The organism is Aquabacterium sp. NJ1 (assembly GCF_000768065.1).
Classification (GTDB): domain Bacteria; phylum Pseudomonadota; class Gammaproteobacteria; order Burkholderiales; family Burkholderiaceae_C; genus Aquabacterium.
In genome coordinates, this window is sequence record NZ_JRKM01000001.1 from 4,100,908 (window position 1) to 4,117,239 (window position 16,332).

Sequence of the window (16,332 nt, forward strand, 5' to 3'; positions counted from 1 at the left end):
CTCACAGCATCACCTGGGTGCCCAGTTCCACCACCTGGTTGGCCGGCAGGCTGTAGTAGGTGGCGGCGCCTTCGGCTTGCCGGGTCATCCAGCCGTAGAGCGCGCAACGCCAGGCGGGCAGGGCACCCGGGCCATCCGCAATGGTCGAGCGCGCCACGAAGAAAGTGGTGCTCATGGGCTCCAGCGACAAGGTCGGGTGTTTGATCAGGGCCAGCGCCTTGGGGATGTCCGGCTCTTCGCGGAAGCCGAAGCGCACGGTCACGCGGAAGGCGCTTGGCGTCAGCTCGACCACGGTGACGCGTTCGTCGTCGTGCACATACGGTGCGTTGTCATTGAGCACGTGCAGGAACACCGTCTGTTGGTGCATGACCTTGTAGTGCTTGAGGTTGTGGAACAGTGCGCTGGGCACGATGGTCGGGTCGGACGTCAGGTACACAGCCGTGCCGAACACGGTGGGCACATCGGGGTGTGGGCCATGGATGAAGTCATCCATGGGGATGTCGATCTTGCGTCGCTGGTCGGCCACCAGGCCGGTGCCTTCTTTCCAGGTGGTCAGCATCAGGAAGATGCCCGCACCCAGGGTCAGGGGGAACCAGCCGCCTTCGCCGAGCTTGCTCAGGTTGGAGGCGAAGAAGCCCAGCTCCAGCAGCGTGAAAGCACCCAGGGCGATCAAGGTGGGGCGGCGCAGGGTACGTGCCTGGATCCGGGTCACGAAGGCGGTCAGCAAGGTCGTGATGATCATGGTGCCCGACACCGCGATGCCGTAAGCCGCAGCCAGCGCGCCGGATGATTTGAAGGCCATCACCAGGGCGATCACCGCCAGCAGCATCAGCCAGTTGACGGTGGGCACATAGATCTGGCCGCGTTCCTTGTCCGAGGTGTGCAGGATGCGCACGCGCGGCAGGTAGCCCAGGCGGCTGGCCTGCAGCGTCATGGAGTAGGCGCCCGAGATCGTGGCCTGCGAGGCGATCACCGTGGCCGCGGTGGCCAGGACCACCAGCGGGATCAGCAGGGCTTGCGGTGCCATCAGGAAGAAGGGATTGGCGGCCATGTGCGCGTCACGCAGCACCAGCGCGCCTTGCCCGAAGTAGTTGAGCATCAGGCAAGGGAAGACCAGTCCATACCAGCCCAGGCGCACCGCCTTGCGGCCGAAGTGGCCCATGTCGGCATACAGCGCCTCGCCCCCTGTCAGGGCCAGGAACACGGCCGACAAGAGAATGAAGGCGCTACCGGGGTGGTCCAGCGTGAACTGCAAGGCATGGTGCGGGCTGATGGCCTGCAGCACCGTTGGGGTCTGCGAGATGCTGTGGATGCCCATGCCACCCAGGGTGAGGAACCACACCACGGTGACCGGCCCGAACAAGGTGCCCACGCTGCCCGTGCCGTGTTTCTGGATGAAGAACAGCCCGATCAGGATGCCGATGGTGATGGGGATGATGAAGTGCTCGAAGCGCGGCGTGGCCACGCTGATGCCCTCTACCGCAGACAGCACCGAGATGGCCGGCGTGATGATGGCGTCGCCATAAAAGAGGGCGGCTGCGAACACGCCGGCGCTGACCACCAGCAGCGAGCGCCGGGGCGCGTCGTGCGTGAGCCGGTGTGCCAGGGCGGTGAGGGCCAGCACGCCGCCTTCGCCGTCGTTGTCGTACTTGAGCACGATCCAAACATACTTGATGGAGACGATGACCAGCACCGCCCACAGCAGCGCGGACAGCGTGGCCAGCACGTTTTCTGGCGAGATGGCCAGCGCGTGCGGGCCGGTGAAGGCTTCCTTGAAGGCATACAGCGGGCTGGTGCCAATGTCGCCAAAGACGATACCCAGTGCCGCCAGCGTCAGTGCGCCCAGGCGTGAGTTGCCTTGATGGTTGGATGACATGATGTTGAAATCCCTTCAGTTATCCAGTTGGAAGCGGTAGCCCACGCCCACCTCGGTGAGAAAGTGGCGGGGCTGGGCGGGGTCGTCCTCCAGCTTTTGGCGCAGGTGGCCCACATAGATGCGCGTGTAGTGGTTGCTCTCGGCGTAAGCTGGCCCCCACACCTCGCGCAGCAATTGGCGGTGCGTCATGACCTTGCCCGCGTGCGCCAGCAGCACGCACAGGAGCCGGTACTCGATGGGGGTGAGGTGCACGGCCTGGCCGTTGCGCGTGACCTGGCGGCGGATGAGGTCCACCTCGATGGTGCCGAACTTGAACACGGGTTGCTCGATGTCGGTGCCGCGGCGGGCGCGGCGCAGCATGGCGCGCACACGGGCCAGCAGCTCGCCGACGGAGAAGGGCTTGGTCAGGTAGTCGTCGGCACCGGCGTCCAGCACGTCGATCTTGTCGACCTCGGCGGCGCGTGCCGACAGCACCAGCACCGGCATGCTCGACCAGGTGCGCAGGTCGGTCACGAACTGGCGGCCATCACCATCGGGCAGGCCCAGATCCAGGATGACCATGTCGGGCTTGCGTGTGCCAGCCTCGATCAGGCCGTGCTGCATGGTGTCGCTCTCGACCACGCGGCAGCCATCGCCTTCCAGCGCGGCGTGCACGAAGCGGCGGATGTGCGGGTCGTCTTCGACCAGCAAGATGGTGTAAGGGTTGAGGCTCATCGGCGTGCCTCCGTGTTGGTGTCCAGCGTGGCGCCTGGCCTGGCAGGTGAGGGCATGTCCAGCTCGGGCTCGATGGCTGGCGGGTGGCCCAGCGGCAAGGTGAAGCGCACTTCGGCGCCACCCTCTGGCGGGTTCAGGGCCTCGATCTGGCCGCCATGGGCTTCGACAATCACACGGCAGATCGACAGGCCCAGCCCCACGCCGGGGATGGCGGATTCAGGCTGGCCGCGCTCGAACACATCGAACACATGGTGCAGTTTGTCTGCCGGGAAGCCCGAGCCGGCGTTGCGCACACTGACCAGCATCCGGGCGCCATCGGTATGGGCTTGAACATGGATGTCGGAGCCGGGCGGGGCGTACTTGCTGGCGTTTTCCAGGAGGTTGCCAAAGACGCGTTCCATCAGCACCGCATCGATGGCGACCAGGGGCAGCGTGTCGGGCAGTTGCACGGTGATGCGGTGGCCATGCAGGCTGTGCCCCAGCAACTGGATGCTGGCGCCGATCACCTCTTCGATGGGCTGCCACTCCAGGCGCAGCGGCAGCTGGCCGGCTTGCTGGCCGCTTTGCAGCCGGGCCATGTCCAGCAGGTTGCTGACCATGCTGTGCAGGCGCATGGCCTGGTCGCGGATGGCGCCCGCCATTTCATGGGCAGGTGCGGGCAGCGGCGGTTGCAGCAGGGTGAGCGTGTCGGCCAAGCCGAAGAGCGAGGTCAGCGGCGTGCGGATGTCGTGCGACAAGGCTGACAGGATCGAGCCGCGCAGGCGCTCGTCATTCATTTCCAGCTGGGTCTGGTGGGCCACGTTCACAAAGTGCAGGCGCTCCAGGGCGGTGGCCACCAGCGAGGCCAGGGCGTCGAGCAGCGTGCGTTCAGTGGCCAGTTTCTGGGCGCGTGCATGCGAGGTCGAGATGATCAGCACCCCGCGCGCCCGGGTGGAGCCCGTCAGCGGCAGCATCACGTGCAACTGGTCGTCGTCGCCGGCGTGCTGGGCGCCGTGGCCCTTGTAGTCGCGGTAGACGGCCTGGGCCATCAAGGCCATGGTCGTGGGCAAGGTGGCCTGGCTGGGCAGGGCGGGCACGAGTGCTTCGCCCTCACCCGGCAGCAACAGCCGCATGTCGCCTTGCAATTGCAGGTGCGTGAATTGCTGCGTGGCGGTACACACCTGTTCGATCTCCAGCGCACCGGCCAGCTGGCTGGCCAGTGAATACAGGGCATCCGAGCGCTGGGCCGCCTGTTGGGCCTCGTAGGCGCGCAGGCGCAGGCTGATGGTGAGCTGGCTGATCACCAGGGCCACCACCAGCATCACGGCGAAGGTCAGCAGGTACTGGACATCGCTGACGGCAAACGACCAGCGAGGTGGCACATAGAAGAAGTCGAACAGGCCCACGCTCAGGAAAGAGGCCAGCACCGCCGGGCCGCGGCCCAGGCGGGTGGCCACCAGCACCACGGTCAGCAGGAACAGCATGACGGTGTTGACCAGCTCCAGCCAGTCATGCAGCGGGATGGTGAGCGCCGTGGTGAGCCCGCAAGCGACGATGGCGAGCAGGTACTCGGACCAGGTGGCGTGCCTTGCAGGGGCGTTGATCGGGCTGATCGTGGTGGACATGGGTGGCTGAATCGGTGCCGGGATGATTCAGCTTATTCAACTGCGCATCTCGCTGTTGAAAATTCTGGCACGGCGGGTATAAAAAAGCCGTAAAGATCAGGCGGGCCTGGGGTGCTCGACGCCCTCGATGCTGCGCAATCTGAAATCCTGACCGGCCAGCCAGGCCTTGCGGAACGAGCCGCAGGCGGGGCAGGGGTCGATGCGGGTGGGGGGGCTGAAAGCGTGCTGGCAATCCTGGCATTGCGCCAGGGCTTCGATGGTGTGGATGTGCACCAGAGCGCCCTGTGCCAGCGTGCCTTGCAAGGCGCTGTCCAGTGCGGTGCGCAGCGCGCCTTCGTCCACGCAACTGAGCGTGCCGATGTCCAGCGTCAGGCTGGTGATACGGGCCAGCTCGTGCGCGTGGGCTTCCAGCAGTTGCACGATTTCCATGGCCAGGGAGAGTTCATGCATGGTCTGGCTGCTCCACGGCGTGTTGGTCTCCCACGCAGGGAAGCGCTTTGGTCAGCCAGGCTTCCAGCAGCCGCCAGGCTTGAGGCAGCAGCGACTGGGCTTCGGCGGACAAGGGGGCACCCAGCTCGAAGCCATGGCCTCTCAAGGTCAGCAGATCGGCGAGGGGTGGTGGTGCATTCAGCAGTGATTCGAACAAGGCCAGCAAGTCGCTGGGGGTGCAGCTGTGGCTGTTGACCGCAGGCTCCCGCGGCACTCGGTGCTCGTGGGGCGCTGCGCCTTGCTCGGTGGCGTGTTCGCGTGGGCAGCCAGATGGGGCGCTCGCCGTGGACGTCTTCGAGACCGTTTGCAAGGCCACCGGTGCATCGTGCTGGGCTGCCGCATCGATGAACAGCACCTGCTCGCGCCCTTGCAGGTCCAGCGCGTGCTCCACCATCAGCTGCTGGTCGGTGACCAGTTCGATGGCTTGCTGCACGTCCGCGGTCTGCGTCGCCAGCCAGGCCTGCAATTGCTGGGCGAGCAGCGGCCCGAAGGCATCGTCACCCCGGCTGGGGTTGCCCACGGCCAGCACGAGGATGGGGGCTTTGTCGCTCCGGGCGTTCACCAGGCTCATGATGGCCAGTTGCCCGGCTGGGCGTTCGCTGGCAGCACAGGGTGCTCGATGCGGCCGTCTTCGTGTTTGAGCAGCAGGTCGATGGCCTGGCCTTCGGCGTCCAGCAGCTCCACGCGCAGCGGCATCTTGCCCACGGCATGCGTGGCACACGACAGGCAGGGGTCATAAGCGCGAATCGCCACCTCGACGTGGTTGAGCAGGCCTTCGCTCAATTCGCGTCCATCAAAGTATGTCGCGGCCACGCTGCGCACAGCCTCGTTCATGGCCGTGTTGTTGTGCGTGGTCGAGACGATCAGGTTGGCGTAGCTGATCAGCTCGTCGTCACCGATGCGGTAGTGGTGGATCAGGGTGCCGCGCGGGGCTTCGATCACGCCGATGCCCTCGCGCAGGGGCGTGCCTTTGGCCATCAGGTCGGTGCCGATGATGTCCGGGTCATTCAGCAGGCGTTCGATGCTTTCGGCGCAATGCAGCATGTCGATCATGCGCGCCCAATGCTGCGCCAGCGAGGCGGTGACCGGCTTGCCGTGGTTCCAGGCCTTGAACTCCTCGCGGGCGGCCTCGGCCCGTGGTGTGTCGAGGTAGCTGGCGTTGTTGATGCGTGCCAGCGGCCCCACGCGGTACCAGCCATGCTCGGGCCCCATGGCACGCAGGTGCGGGAACTTCATGTAGGTCCAGGGCTTGACCTCTTCTTGCAGCAGTTGGTTGTACTGGTGCACGTCCACCTGGTCGACCACGTGCAGGCCGTGTGCGTCGTTGACGCGCAAGGCGCCGTCGTACAGGTCACCCGCGCCATCGGGCCGCACCAGGGACATGAACATCGAGGGGAAGTTTGCAAACTCACCTTGCTCGGGTTGCCCGGCCAGGAACAGGTCACGGGCCAGGCCCAGCGCATGGGCGCACCAGTCGGTGATCTGCCCGATGTCACCCTGCATCAGCTTGCGGTCTTCGCTGGACAAGGCCTTGTTGAAGCCGCCGGGCACCGAGCCCGTGCCGTGCACGCGCTTGCCCGTGAGCAGGCGGATCACCTCCTGGCCGTACTTGCGGATGCGGATGCCTTGCAGGCCCAGCTCGCGGTGGTCCTGCAGCACGCCCACGATGTTGCGGTGGGCCACGTCATCGTCAAAGCCGAACAGCAGGTCGGGCGAGGCGAGGTGGAAGAAGTGCAGCGCGTTGGACTGCAGCACCTGCGCGAAGTGCAGCAGGCGGCGCAGCTTCTCGGCCGTCGGTGTGATGCGGTCATTGCCGATCACAAAGGCATCACAGGCCTTGCTGGCCGCCAGCAGGTGGCTGACCGGGCAGATGCCGCACAGGCGTTGCACCAGGGTGGGCACTTCCCAATAAGGGCGGCCCTGGATGAAGCGTTCGAAGCCGCGGAACTCGACGATGTGCAGGCGCGCCTGTTTGACGCGGCGGTGTTCGTCCAGCAGCAGCGTGACCTTGCCGTGGCCCTCAACGCGGCTCACAGGCTCGATCACCACGCGGTTCAGGCCGGATGGGTCTTCAGCGGTTTCGAGTGGGCTGGGCATGGGTGTGATGGGGGTGTGGGCGGCTCAGTCGAAACGGCGCAGGTCTTCAGGCAGCACGGGTGCACGCTGTTCAAGCATGGCCATGATCAGCTCGCGAAAGGCCGCGGCCGGTGGCGGGCAACCGGCCAGGGTGTAGTCGATGGGCACCACTTCGTGCAGCGGCAGCACCTTCTTGAGCAAGGGGGGCAATTCGGGGTCTTGCGGCACCTGAGGGTTGAGCACATCGGTGCCCAGATAGGCCTCGGCCACCAGCTCCGACACCGGGATGCCATTGCGCAAGGCCGGCACGCCGCCATACATGGCGCAGGCGCCCACGGCCACCAGTACCTTGCAGCGCTGCCTGAACTGGTGCAGCACCTCGACGTTCTCGCGGTTGCACAGGCCGCCTTCAATCAGACCGATGTCCACGCCTTGTTCGCTCACCTGCTTGATGTCGGTCAGCGGGCTGCGGTCGAACTCGATGTGCTCGATCAGGTCGGCCAGGGCTTCATCCACATCCAGAAAGGACATGTGGCAGCCAAAGCAGCCGGCCAGCGAGCACGTGGCAATGCGCAGCTTGCGGCTCATGTGTCCTCCGGGCGCTGGGCGATGTCGGCATGGTCGTAATGCCGCTGGCCGATGGGGATGACAAAGCCTTGCCGCTTGGGCATGAGCGCGCCCGTCGGGCAGATGGACAAGGCGCGGTCGGTGGCGGCCACGGCGCTGTCTTTCAAGGTGCCGCTGGGGCTGTTGATCAGCAGCTCGGTTTTCAGGCCGCGGCCACCGATGGCGAACACGTTCTTGCCGTCCACCTCGCGGCTGGCGCGCACGCACAGTTCGCACAGCACACAGCGGCTGCGGTCCAGCAGCACGTCGGGGTGCGTGGCATCGACCGCGTGCTGCGGGTATTCGTGCACGAAGTGGGTGTCCTGCATGCCCAGGTGGTAGCCCAGGGCCTGCAGGTGGCAGTTGCCGCTTTTCTCGCAGAAGGGGCAGTGGTGGTTGCCCTCCACGAACAGCATCTGGATGAGGCGTTGGCGGTCGAGGTTGATGTCGGGCGCTTCGGACTCGACTTCCATGCCCGCGCTGGCCGGCATGGTGCACGAGGTGACCGTGCGGCCCTTGATGCGCACGCTGCAGACCTTGCAGCTGCCGATGGGATCGAAGTCGGCGTGGTGGCACAGGTGCGGGATGTAGGCGCCGGCAGCTTGCGCGGCCTGCATGATGGTCTGGCCAGGCTCGAAGGGGATGTCGCGGCCATCGAGCTTGAAGGTCGCTTGGGGGCTCGTGCTCATGCGGGCCTCCGTGCCAGCGTGGGCGTGTTGGCGTGCATGTCGGCATGCGTATCTGTGGTCCTGTCTGCAGTCACGCCGAAGCTCATGTCGGCTGTGGCTGCATCCAGGTCAAAGGCCTGCTCATCAGGCACCAGGCGGCGGTCGATCTGATCGGGGAAGTGCTGGATCACGTCCAGCAGCGGGTGGGCGGCGGTCTGGCCCAGGCCGCAGTGGCTGTGGTGTTGCATCAGGCTCGCGGTTTCTTTCAGGCGGTTGATGTCCGAGGCGCTGGCGTGCCCGCCGATGAGGCGCTCGGCGGTTTCGACCAGCTGGCCGCAGCCCACGCGGCAGGGGGTGCAGAAGCCGCATGACTCATGCGCGAAGAAGCGTGTGTACTGCGCGGCCACGTCCACCATGTCGCGGCTGCGGTTGAACACGGTGAACGCGCCGCCCGTAGGCAGGTCTTCAAAGCTGATCTGGCGCTGCAACTGGCTGGCATCGATCAGCTTGCCGGACGGGCCACCCACCAGCACGGCCTGCACATCGGTGGCGCCGCTGTCGGCCAGCACTTCGGCCACGGTGACGCCCCAGGGCACTTCGTACAGGCCGGGGCGGGCCACGTCGCCGGCCACACTGAGGATGCGGGTGCCGCGTGAAGCGCCCGTGCCCTGTGCCGCAAACCAGTTGCTGCCGTGCACCGCGATCTGCGCCACCTGCACGAAGGTTTCCACATTGTTGTTGACCGTGGGCAGGCCGAGGTAGCCACGGTCCACAGGGAAGGGCGGGCGGGTGCGAGGGATGCCGCGTTTGCCCTCGACCGATTCGATCAGCGCCGTTTCTTCACCGCACACATAGGCGCCGGCGCCCATGTGCAGAGTCACGTCAAATGCCAGACCGGATCCGGACACGGATGCGCCCAGCAAGCCTTGTCCTCGCCGAGCTTGAAGCACATCACGCAGATGCGGTTCGATGAACTCGTACTCGCCGCGCACATACAGAAAGCCTTGTGTGGCCCCGACCGTGAGCGCCGCCAGCGTCATGCCTTCGATGAGCTCGTGCGCCCATTGCATCAGCAGCATGCGGTCCTTGAAGGTGCCGGGCTCGCCCTCGTCTGCGTTGCAGGTGATGGCGCGCGGCCCGGGGGCCTTGCGGCAGGCCTGCCACTTCTGCCAAGTGGCAAAACCCGCGCCGCCACGCCCGCGCAGGCCGGAGGCCCGCAGCTCATCGAGCATGGCATCAGGGCCCACAGCCAGCATGCGCGTGATGGCATGCCCGGGCGCAATGGGGTGTTGCAGGGTGAGGTTGTGGCGCCAGACCGGGTTGCTCACTTCAAAGAAGTCGGCAGGCCATTCCTCCAGTGGCGTGGCACTCTGGATCAGGTCGGTGACCTCGTCGGCGCGGCGCGGGGTCAGGCGGGTGAGCGGGCGGCCATTGATCAACCCGGCAGGGCCTTGATCACACAGCCCCGTGCAGGAGGTGCGGTGCAAGGAGACGAGGCCGTCATCGCGCGTCTGTTCGGGCGTCACATTCAACCGTTCGCTCAGGCGCTGCAGGATGGCTTCGCTGCCCAGCATGCGATCGGTCGCGCTGTCGCTCAGGTAGAGCGAGTAGCGGCCACGCGGCTCGAAGCTGAGGAAATGGTAGAAGCTCACCACGCTGCGCACGGCCGCGTAGCTCAGCCCCCAGGTCTTCACCAAGGTCTCGATGGCCCAGGGCGGCACGTGATGGAAGCGGGCCTGCACTTGCCGCAGCACCTGCAGCAGATCAGCCGGCCCCGCCTGGTAGCGTTGCAGGATGTCGCTGATGTCGTGGGTGCTGGTGTGAGCGGGCATGCTTCAAAGTATCCGGTACGTGTGACGGCTTCTTGTCAGCAGATGCGGGGTAAGGGCTCGCCCATCAGCCAGTCCAGCATGCGTTGCCCGCCAAAGGTGGTGCGCATGCGAACCTGCCCGGCGGGGCCTGCTGTGACGTGGCCGATGTGGCAGGCCTGGCGGCCCAAGGGGTGCGCACGCATGGCATTCAACAGGCGCTCGGCATCGCTGGCGGCACAGATGGCGATCAGCTTGCCCTCGTTGGCCATGTAGAGCGGGTCCAGCCCCATGAACTCGCAAGCAGCGGCCACGGTGGGGTTCACGGCGATGGCGCTTTCATCGAGTTGCATGCCTACACCCGAGGCCACGGCGATCTCATTGAGCGTGGTGGCCAGGCCGCCTCGTGTGGGGTCGCGCAGCACTCGCAGGGCCGCGCCGGTGTCCAGCATGTGCGCCACCAGGCCATGCAAGGCTGCACAGTCGGATGCGATCGGGGCATCAAAGCGCAAGCCTTCGCGCTGGCTGAGGATGGCCACGCCATGGTCGCCCACGGTACCGGACAGCAGCACGGCATCACCCGCCTGGGCCAGCCGGCCCGACAACTGCACGCCCGGCCGGCATTGGCCCAGGCCGGTGGTGCTGATGTAAAGCCCATCGGCCTTGCCGCGCTCCACCACCTTGGTGTCACCTGCCACGATGGCCACCTCGGCCTCGCGCGCAGCGCGCGCCATCGACTGCACCACGCGCTGCAGTTCGCTCAGCGGCAGGCCTTCTTCCAGGATGAAGCTCACGCTCAGGTACAGCGGCCGAGCGCCCATCATGGCCAGGTCGTTGACCGTGCCGTGCACCGCCAGGCTGCCGATGTCGCCCCCAGGGAAGAAGAGCGGTGAGACCACGTGGGCATCGGTGGCCATGACCAGCTTGCCGCCCGCCGTGCCCGGCGTCAAAGGCATGTCGGGCAGCAGGGCGCCATCGTCGCCGCCGTCTTGCCAGCCACCGGGCCAGGTCTGCGCGAAGGCGGGGCGGAACACCGTTTCGATCAGCTGGTGGCTGGCGCGGCCGCCTGCGCCGTGGGTGAGGTCAATGCGCCCGTGCTTGAGATCCAGCGGGCGGACGTAGGCGGGCTTGGCAGCCGTGGACGGGATGTCACTCATGCGGCGACCTCATCGGCTTGGTGCCGGCCATAACGGTAATGCGCCGCACAGGCGCCTTCGGAGCTCACCATGCAGGCGCCCGTGGGTTGATCGGGTGTGCAGATGGTGCCGAACAGCACGCAGTCTTGCGGGCGTTTGTGGCCACGCAGGATGGGCCCGCATTCGCAGCGTGGGTGATCGGGCACCACGCGTGTGCTCAGAGCGAAGCGCAGCTCGGCGTCCATGTCGGCGTAGCGATCACCCAGGCGCAAGGCGCTGTGCGGCATGCTGCCCAGGCCGCGCCACTCGAATTGATCACGCAAGGCAAAAACTTCATCGGTCAAGGCGATGGCCCTTGCATTGCCTTCGCGGTTGACCGCGCGCGTGAATTCGTTTTCCACCTCGGCACGGCCTTCGTTGACCTGGCGGATCAGCATCAGGACGGCTTGCATCACGTCCAGTGGCTCGAAGCCGGCGATCACCACGGGCAGGTGGTAGTCGCTTGCAAAGACCTCATACGGGCGTGAGCCGATGATGGTGGACACATGCGCCGGGCCCACCAGCCCGTCCAGCGCCACAGGCTCGGGCTGATCCAGGATGGCGTGCATGGCCGCGGGCGTGAGCACGTGGTTGCACAGCACGCTGAAATTGCGCAGGCCTTCACGCCGGGCCGTCTGGATGGCCACGGCCGTGGGCGGTGTGGTCGTCTCGAAACCGATGGCCAGGAAGACCACTTCGCGGTCTGGCCAGGTGCGGGCCAGTTGCAAGGCGTCGTCCACCGAATAGACCACGCGAACATCGGCACCTTGTGCGCGAGCGCCCATCAGGCTCAGGCCTTTTGATGCGGGGATGCGCAAGGTGTCGCCATAACTGGCCAGGATGACGCCGGGCCGGCGCGCCACCTCGATGGCCATGTCAATGCGGCCAATGGGCAGCACGCACACCGGGCAGCCCGGGCCGTGGATCATCTGCACTTGCGACGGCAGCAGGTCCAGCACGCCGTAGCGGGCCAGTGCATGCGTGTGGCCGCCGCAGAACTCCATGAAGCGGTAGAGCCGATCAGGGTGCACCTCGTTCGCCATCGCTTGCGCAAGCTGCTGTGCCAGCTGGGGGTCACGGAATTCGCTGACGTACTTCATGGCGCGCTCGGTTGTTCATCAGCGGCCATCTGGGCAAACAGGGCCAGGGTCTGTCGGGCTTCGTCCTGATCGAGCCGGGTGAGCGCATAACCCACGTGCACGATCACGTAGTCATCGAGCTGGACTTCATCGAGCAGGGCCAGCGAGACTTGCTTGCGCACGCCACCCATGTCCACCGTGCCGTGCTGGCGGGTGGCGTCGATGTCGATCACGCGGGCTGGTAGGGCGAGGCACATGGGGCTTGTTTGATCAGTCTCTGGCGGGCAACCCAGGCTTGCCCAAGGCTCAGGCCGCCGTCACCACAAGGGTATTGTGCCGGGCGCCAGACCTGCAAGCCCTGGACGACCAGGTTGCTGTACAAGGCGTCGTCCAGCAGTCGGTTGGCCAGGCAACCACCCGACAGCACCACGGTGTTCACACCGCGGCGTGCGCAGGCCTGGGCGGCCCAGTCGGCCAGGGCCGTGGCCATGGTGGCGTGGAACACCGCTGCCGCGTGAGCCGCGTCGTGCTGGTCGGCCAGCCAGTTCATCAGGGGGCGCCAGTCCAGCACCAGGTCGTCGGTGATCTGCCAGCCCCCTTTCAAGGGCTCGGCGGGCCCATGGGCGCTGGCCAGGCTTTCCAGGCGCATCGCTGCCTCGGCTTCGAAGCGTGATTGGGTGTAGGGGGCCAGCACGTCAAGCAGCCCGGCTGCGGCATCGAACAGCCGGCCCAGGCTGGTGGTCTGGGCGTGTCCATGGGCAATGGGTGATTGGCCTGCGGCGGCACCCGGCGTGCTGCCTTGTTGCAACCATTGCTGCAGCAGGCCTGATTGCTGAATCGACGCGAAGCGCACGCTGATTTCCTGGGTGCGACCGAGCGCGTGCAGCAGCGATGCGGCCATGCGCCAGGGCTCGCGCACCGCGGCGTCGCCACCGGGCATGACCAGGGGCCACAGATGGCCCAGGCGCTCGCACAGGTCTTCCTGCACGGCCAGCAACTCACCGCCCCAGACCATGCCGTCGCTGCCCAGGCCATGGCCATCCAGGGCCAGCCCGATCACCGGGCCGTGCACACCCTTTTCATCGACGTGTTCGGCCAGCACGGCGGCCACATGGGCGTGGTGGTGCTGGACCTGGATCAGCGGCAGGGCCTGCACGCCTGAGGCCGTGGAGGCGCGGCTGTGGGCCATGTGCGCCGCCAGGATGGTGCTGAAGAAGTCGGGGTGCAGGTCACAGGCCAGGGCGTCGGGCTGGGTGCGCAGCCAGCCGGGCCAGATGTCGGCCATGCGGGTGAAGACCACGCGGGTGTCCACCGAATCCAGATCGCCCACGTGTGGCGACACCATGGCGCGGTCGCCCTGGGTGATGCACAAGGTGCTTTTGAGCAAGGCCCCCATGGCCAGCACGGAAGGCGCGATCTGCTGTTCGTCCTGGCCCTTGCCGGGGCGCGTGGGCAGGGCCACGGGCATGGGCGCATAACCCCGGCTGCGGCGGATGAAGCAGGCCGAGCCATCGGGCCGCACGCGCAGCACCGAGTCATCGTTGCGCGCCAGGATGTCGCGGTCGTGCAGCAGCCAGCCATCGGCGAGTTCGGCCAGTTCCAGCTGGGCTGTTTCGTTGTCGATCACCAGGGGCGAGCCGCTGGCATTGCCACTGGTGACCACCAGCACCATCTCCCGCGGGCGCGTCAGCCAGTCGGTGCCGGCAGGGCGCCCCGCCGCTTCATGGAACAGCAGGAAGTGGATGGGGGTGTAGGGCAGCATCACGCCCAGCCAGGCCAGGTCGGGCGCTACGCCCGGCATCTCGCGTCGGGCGCGCTCTGATTGGGCCAGCAACACGATGGGGCGTTCGGCCGACTGCAGCCAGCGCTGCTCGTGCGGCGTCATCGAGGCCCAGGGTGGGATGGACGCCGGGTTGGCCATCATCACGGCCAGGGGCTTGGCATCGCGGCGTTTGCGTTGGCGCAGCCGTGCCACGGCATCGGGCTGGCGGGCATCACAGACGAGGTGGAAGCCGCCCAGCCCTTTCACCGCGAGGATGCCGCCTTCCTGCAGCAGCTTCAGGCCGGCGGCAATCGGGTCTTGCTCATCCAGGCTGCCGTCGGTCTGCTTGAGCCACAGGCGTGGGCCGCATTCCGGGCAGGTGTTGGTCTGGTGGTGAAAGCGGCGGTCGGCGCCCTGCTTGTATTCGGCTTCGCAAGCCGGGCAGGGCAGGAAGCGCGCCAGGCTGGTGTGGCCGCGGTCAAACGGCAGGCTGCGCGTGACGGTGTAGCGAGGGCCGCATTGCGGGCAGTTGATGAAGGCATGGCGCCAGCGCCGGTTGCCCAGGTTGAACAGCTCGGACAGGCAACGCGCGCACACGCCCAGGTCAGCGCCGATGGTCGCCATGTGGGGGTGCGCGGTGTTGACGCTGGCTTGAATCTCGAAGGGCTTGCCGGGTGCTGCGGGCGGTTCCGGGGCCGTGGCGGTGAGCACGTCCACCTGCTCGACCCTGGCAGGTGACGGGGCCTGCCACAGGCGTTCTTGCAAGGTGTCCAGCAAAGGGGCATCGCCGTGCAGGTCGATCTCCACGCCAAAGCTCGTATTGCGCACCCAGCCGATCAGGCCCAGCGCCGTGGCCTGCTGCCAGACCCATGGGCGGAAACCCACGCCCTGGACCTGCCCGCGCACAGCTAGGCGGCGGTGCATTGCTGCTCCAGCCAGCCCATCCAGTCATCGAAGCCCTGGCCGGTGGTGGCCGAGAGCGCGATGACGGCGGCATCCGGGTTGACCTGTCGGATGAAGCCCATGGCCTTGTCCATGTCGAAGCGCAGGTGCGGCAGCAGGTCGCACTTGTTGAGCAGGATCAGGCCGGCGGCCTGGAACATGTCGGGGTACTTGAGGGGCTTGTCTTCGCCCTCGGTCACGGAGAACACCAGCACCTTGGCGCGCTCGCCCAGGTCAAAGGCGGCCGGGCAGACCAGGTTGCCGACGTTTTCGATCATCAGCACGCCGTGATCCAGTGCGGGCAGGTGATGCAGCGCATCGTGCACCATGCGGGCATCCAGGTGGCAGCCCTTGCCGGTGTTGATCTGGATGGCGCTCACGCCCGTGGCGCGGATGCGCTCGGCGTCGAAGCTGGTTTGCTGGTCGCCCTCGATCACGGCCACGGGGCGGTGGGCTTGCAGGCGTTGGACGGTTTCCACCAGCAAGGTGGTTTTGCCTGAGCCTGGGCTGGAAACGAGGTTGAGCGCCAGCGTATGGTGGGCCGCCAGATGCTCGCGGATGTGGGCCGCGACGTGGTCGTTGCCGGCCAGGATGTCCTGCTCCAGCTGCAGCACGCGGGTGTGCATGTCGCCGGCGTGCGCGTGCGTATGACCGTGCCCGTGCGCTGGCCCGTGCACATGGCCATGTTCATGCACATGGTTTTCGGCGGGCTCGCAACCACAGATGGTGCACATGGGCGTTCCTGATTCTGGCCGAGGATGCTGTCAAGGGTAGCGCAATTCACGCTCAGGTCAATGGCAGTGGGGCGCGCGACACACCGCGATTTGACGCTAAATTTGACGCCAGTGAAACCTTGTCAGCCAGGAGAGCCAGCAGCATGAGCGATTTCCCCAAGGACATCTACACCGAGCCCTCCAATGTGGATGTGGACACCCTGAAAAACCTGGGCCCCTTGCGCGGCATGGCCGGCATCTGGCAGGGCACGCGCGGCCTGGATGTCAAGCCCAAGGCGGAAGGCGCGAAGAAGCAGGCCTACGTCGAGCGCATCGAGCTGCAACCCATCGACCCGCAGACCAACGGCCCGCAGCTGTTCTACGGCCTGCGCTATCACACCCATGTCACCAAGCCGGACCAGGTCAAGACCTACCACGACCAGGTCGGCTACTGGTTGTGGGAGCCGTCCACCGGCACGGTCATCCACACGCTGACCATCCCGCGTGCGCAGACGGTGATGGCGGTGGGCAAGGCCTCGGCCGATGCCACCAGCTTCGAGCTGGTCGCCACGCGGGGGCAACTGGACTACGGCATCTGCTCGACGCCGTTTCTGGAGCACGCCTTCCGCACGGTGGCATTCCGCATCCAGGTGACGATCAACCCTGATGGCACCTGGTCGTACGACGAAGACACCGTGCTGGAGATCAAGGGCCAGGACGAGCCCTTCCACCACCGTGATCGCAACACGCTCAGCAAGATCGCCGAGCCCACGCCCAATCCGCTGGCGCAGGCGCTTTACCAGACACCCTGATCTAACAG

Annotated in this window: 15 protein-coding genes; 1 reads left to right on the plus strand and 14 read right to left on the minus strand. The window is 66.5% G+C overall.

Annotated elements, in window-relative coordinates; genetic code table 11:
• Position 1 precedes the first annotated feature (1 nt).
• From JY96_RS17570 to hypB, 14 genes are all read right to left on the minus strand, one after another.
• Positions 2–1,876: a potassium transporter Kup gene (locus tag JY96_RS17570; RefSeq protein WP_035039466.1), complete on the minus strand. Its 1,875-nt coding sequence runs from the start codon at positions 1,874–1,876 to the stop codon at positions 2–4.
• 15 nt (positions 1,877–1,891) lie between these two features.
• A complete protein-coding gene (gene kdpE / locus JY96_RS17575; RefSeq protein ID WP_035039467.1) occupies positions 1,892–2,590 on the minus strand; it encodes a two-component system response regulator KdpE in 699 nt (232 codons plus the stop codon).
• Positions 2,587–4,194 (minus strand): DUF4118 domain-containing protein, encoded by a 1,608-nt coding sequence (locus JY96_RS17580; RefSeq protein WP_052162684.1) that lies wholly within the window; start codon positions 4,192–4,194, stop codon positions 2,587–2,589. Before JY96_RS17580 ends, kdpE begins: the two co-directional genes overlap by 4 nt.
• A 96-nt stretch (positions 4,195–4,290) precedes the next feature.
• Entirely contained in the window at positions 4,291–4,644 is a 354-nt protein-coding gene (gene hypA, locus JY96_RS17585; RefSeq protein ID WP_035039468.1) for a hydrogenase maturation nickel metallochaperone HypA, read from the minus strand.
• Positions 4,637–5,254, minus strand: coding sequence for a hypothetical protein (locus JY96_RS17590; RefSeq protein ID WP_052162686.1), 618 nt, complete (start codon positions 5,252–5,254; stop codon positions 4,637–4,639). Before JY96_RS17590 ends, hypA begins: the two co-directional genes overlap by 8 nt.
• Entirely contained in the window at positions 5,251–6,780 is a 1,530-nt protein-coding gene (locus JY96_RS17595; RefSeq protein WP_035039469.1) for a Ni/Fe hydrogenase subunit alpha, read from the minus strand. The genes JY96_RS17590 and JY96_RS17595 overlap by 4 nt, the downstream gene beginning before the upstream one ends.
• Positions 6,781–6,804: 24 nt before the next feature.
• Entirely contained in the window at positions 6,805–7,347 is a 543-nt protein-coding gene (locus JY96_RS17600) for an NADP oxidoreductase (RefSeq protein WP_035039470.1), read from the minus strand.
• Positions 7,344–8,054, minus strand: coding sequence for a 2Fe-2S iron-sulfur cluster-binding protein (locus tag JY96_RS17605; RefSeq protein WP_035039471.1), 711 nt, complete (start codon positions 8,052–8,054; stop codon positions 7,344–7,346). The genes JY96_RS17600 and JY96_RS17605 overlap by 4 nt, the downstream gene beginning before the upstream one ends.
• Positions 8,051–9,865 (minus strand): NAD(P)H-dependent oxidoreductase subunit E, encoded by a 1,815-nt coding sequence (locus JY96_RS17610; protein ID WP_052162687.1) that lies wholly within the window; start codon positions 9,863–9,865, stop codon positions 8,051–8,053. The genes JY96_RS17605 and JY96_RS17610 overlap by 4 nt, the downstream gene beginning before the upstream one ends.
• A 35-nt stretch (positions 9,866–9,900) precedes the next feature.
• Entirely contained in the window at positions 9,901–10,998 is a 1,098-nt protein-coding gene (gene hypE / locus JY96_RS17615) for a hydrogenase expression/formation protein HypE (RefSeq protein ID WP_035039472.1), read from the minus strand.
• Positions 10,995–12,116, minus strand: a complete 1,122-nt coding sequence (hypD, locus tag JY96_RS17620; RefSeq protein WP_035039473.1) for a hydrogenase formation protein HypD — start codon at positions 12,114–12,116, stop codon at positions 10,995–10,997. Before hypD ends, hypE begins: the two co-directional genes overlap by 4 nt.
• Positions 12,113–12,352, minus strand: a complete 240-nt coding sequence (locus JY96_RS17625) for a HypC/HybG/HupF family hydrogenase formation chaperone (RefSeq protein WP_035039474.1) — start codon at positions 12,350–12,352, stop codon at positions 12,113–12,115. Before JY96_RS17625 ends, hypD begins: the two co-directional genes overlap by 4 nt.
• A complete protein-coding gene (gene hypF, locus JY96_RS17630; RefSeq protein ID WP_052162688.1) occupies positions 12,325–14,781 on the minus strand; it encodes a carbamoyltransferase HypF in 2,457 nt (818 codons plus the stop codon). The genes JY96_RS17625 and hypF overlap by 28 nt, the downstream gene beginning before the upstream one ends.
• Positions 14,766–15,533: a hydrogenase nickel incorporation protein HypB gene (hypB, locus tag JY96_RS17635; protein WP_052162689.1), complete on the minus strand. Its 768-nt coding sequence runs from the start codon at positions 15,531–15,533 to the stop codon at positions 14,766–14,768. Before hypB ends, hypF begins: the two co-directional genes overlap by 16 nt.
• A 143-nt stretch (positions 15,534–15,676) precedes the next feature.
• On the opposite strand from hypB, the gene JY96_RS17640 reads away from it, so the two are divergent.
• Positions 15,677–16,324, plus strand: a complete 648-nt coding sequence (locus tag JY96_RS17640) for an FABP family protein (RefSeq protein WP_035039476.1) — start codon at positions 15,677–15,679, stop codon at positions 16,322–16,324.
• Positions 16,325–16,332 lie beyond the last annotated feature (8 nt).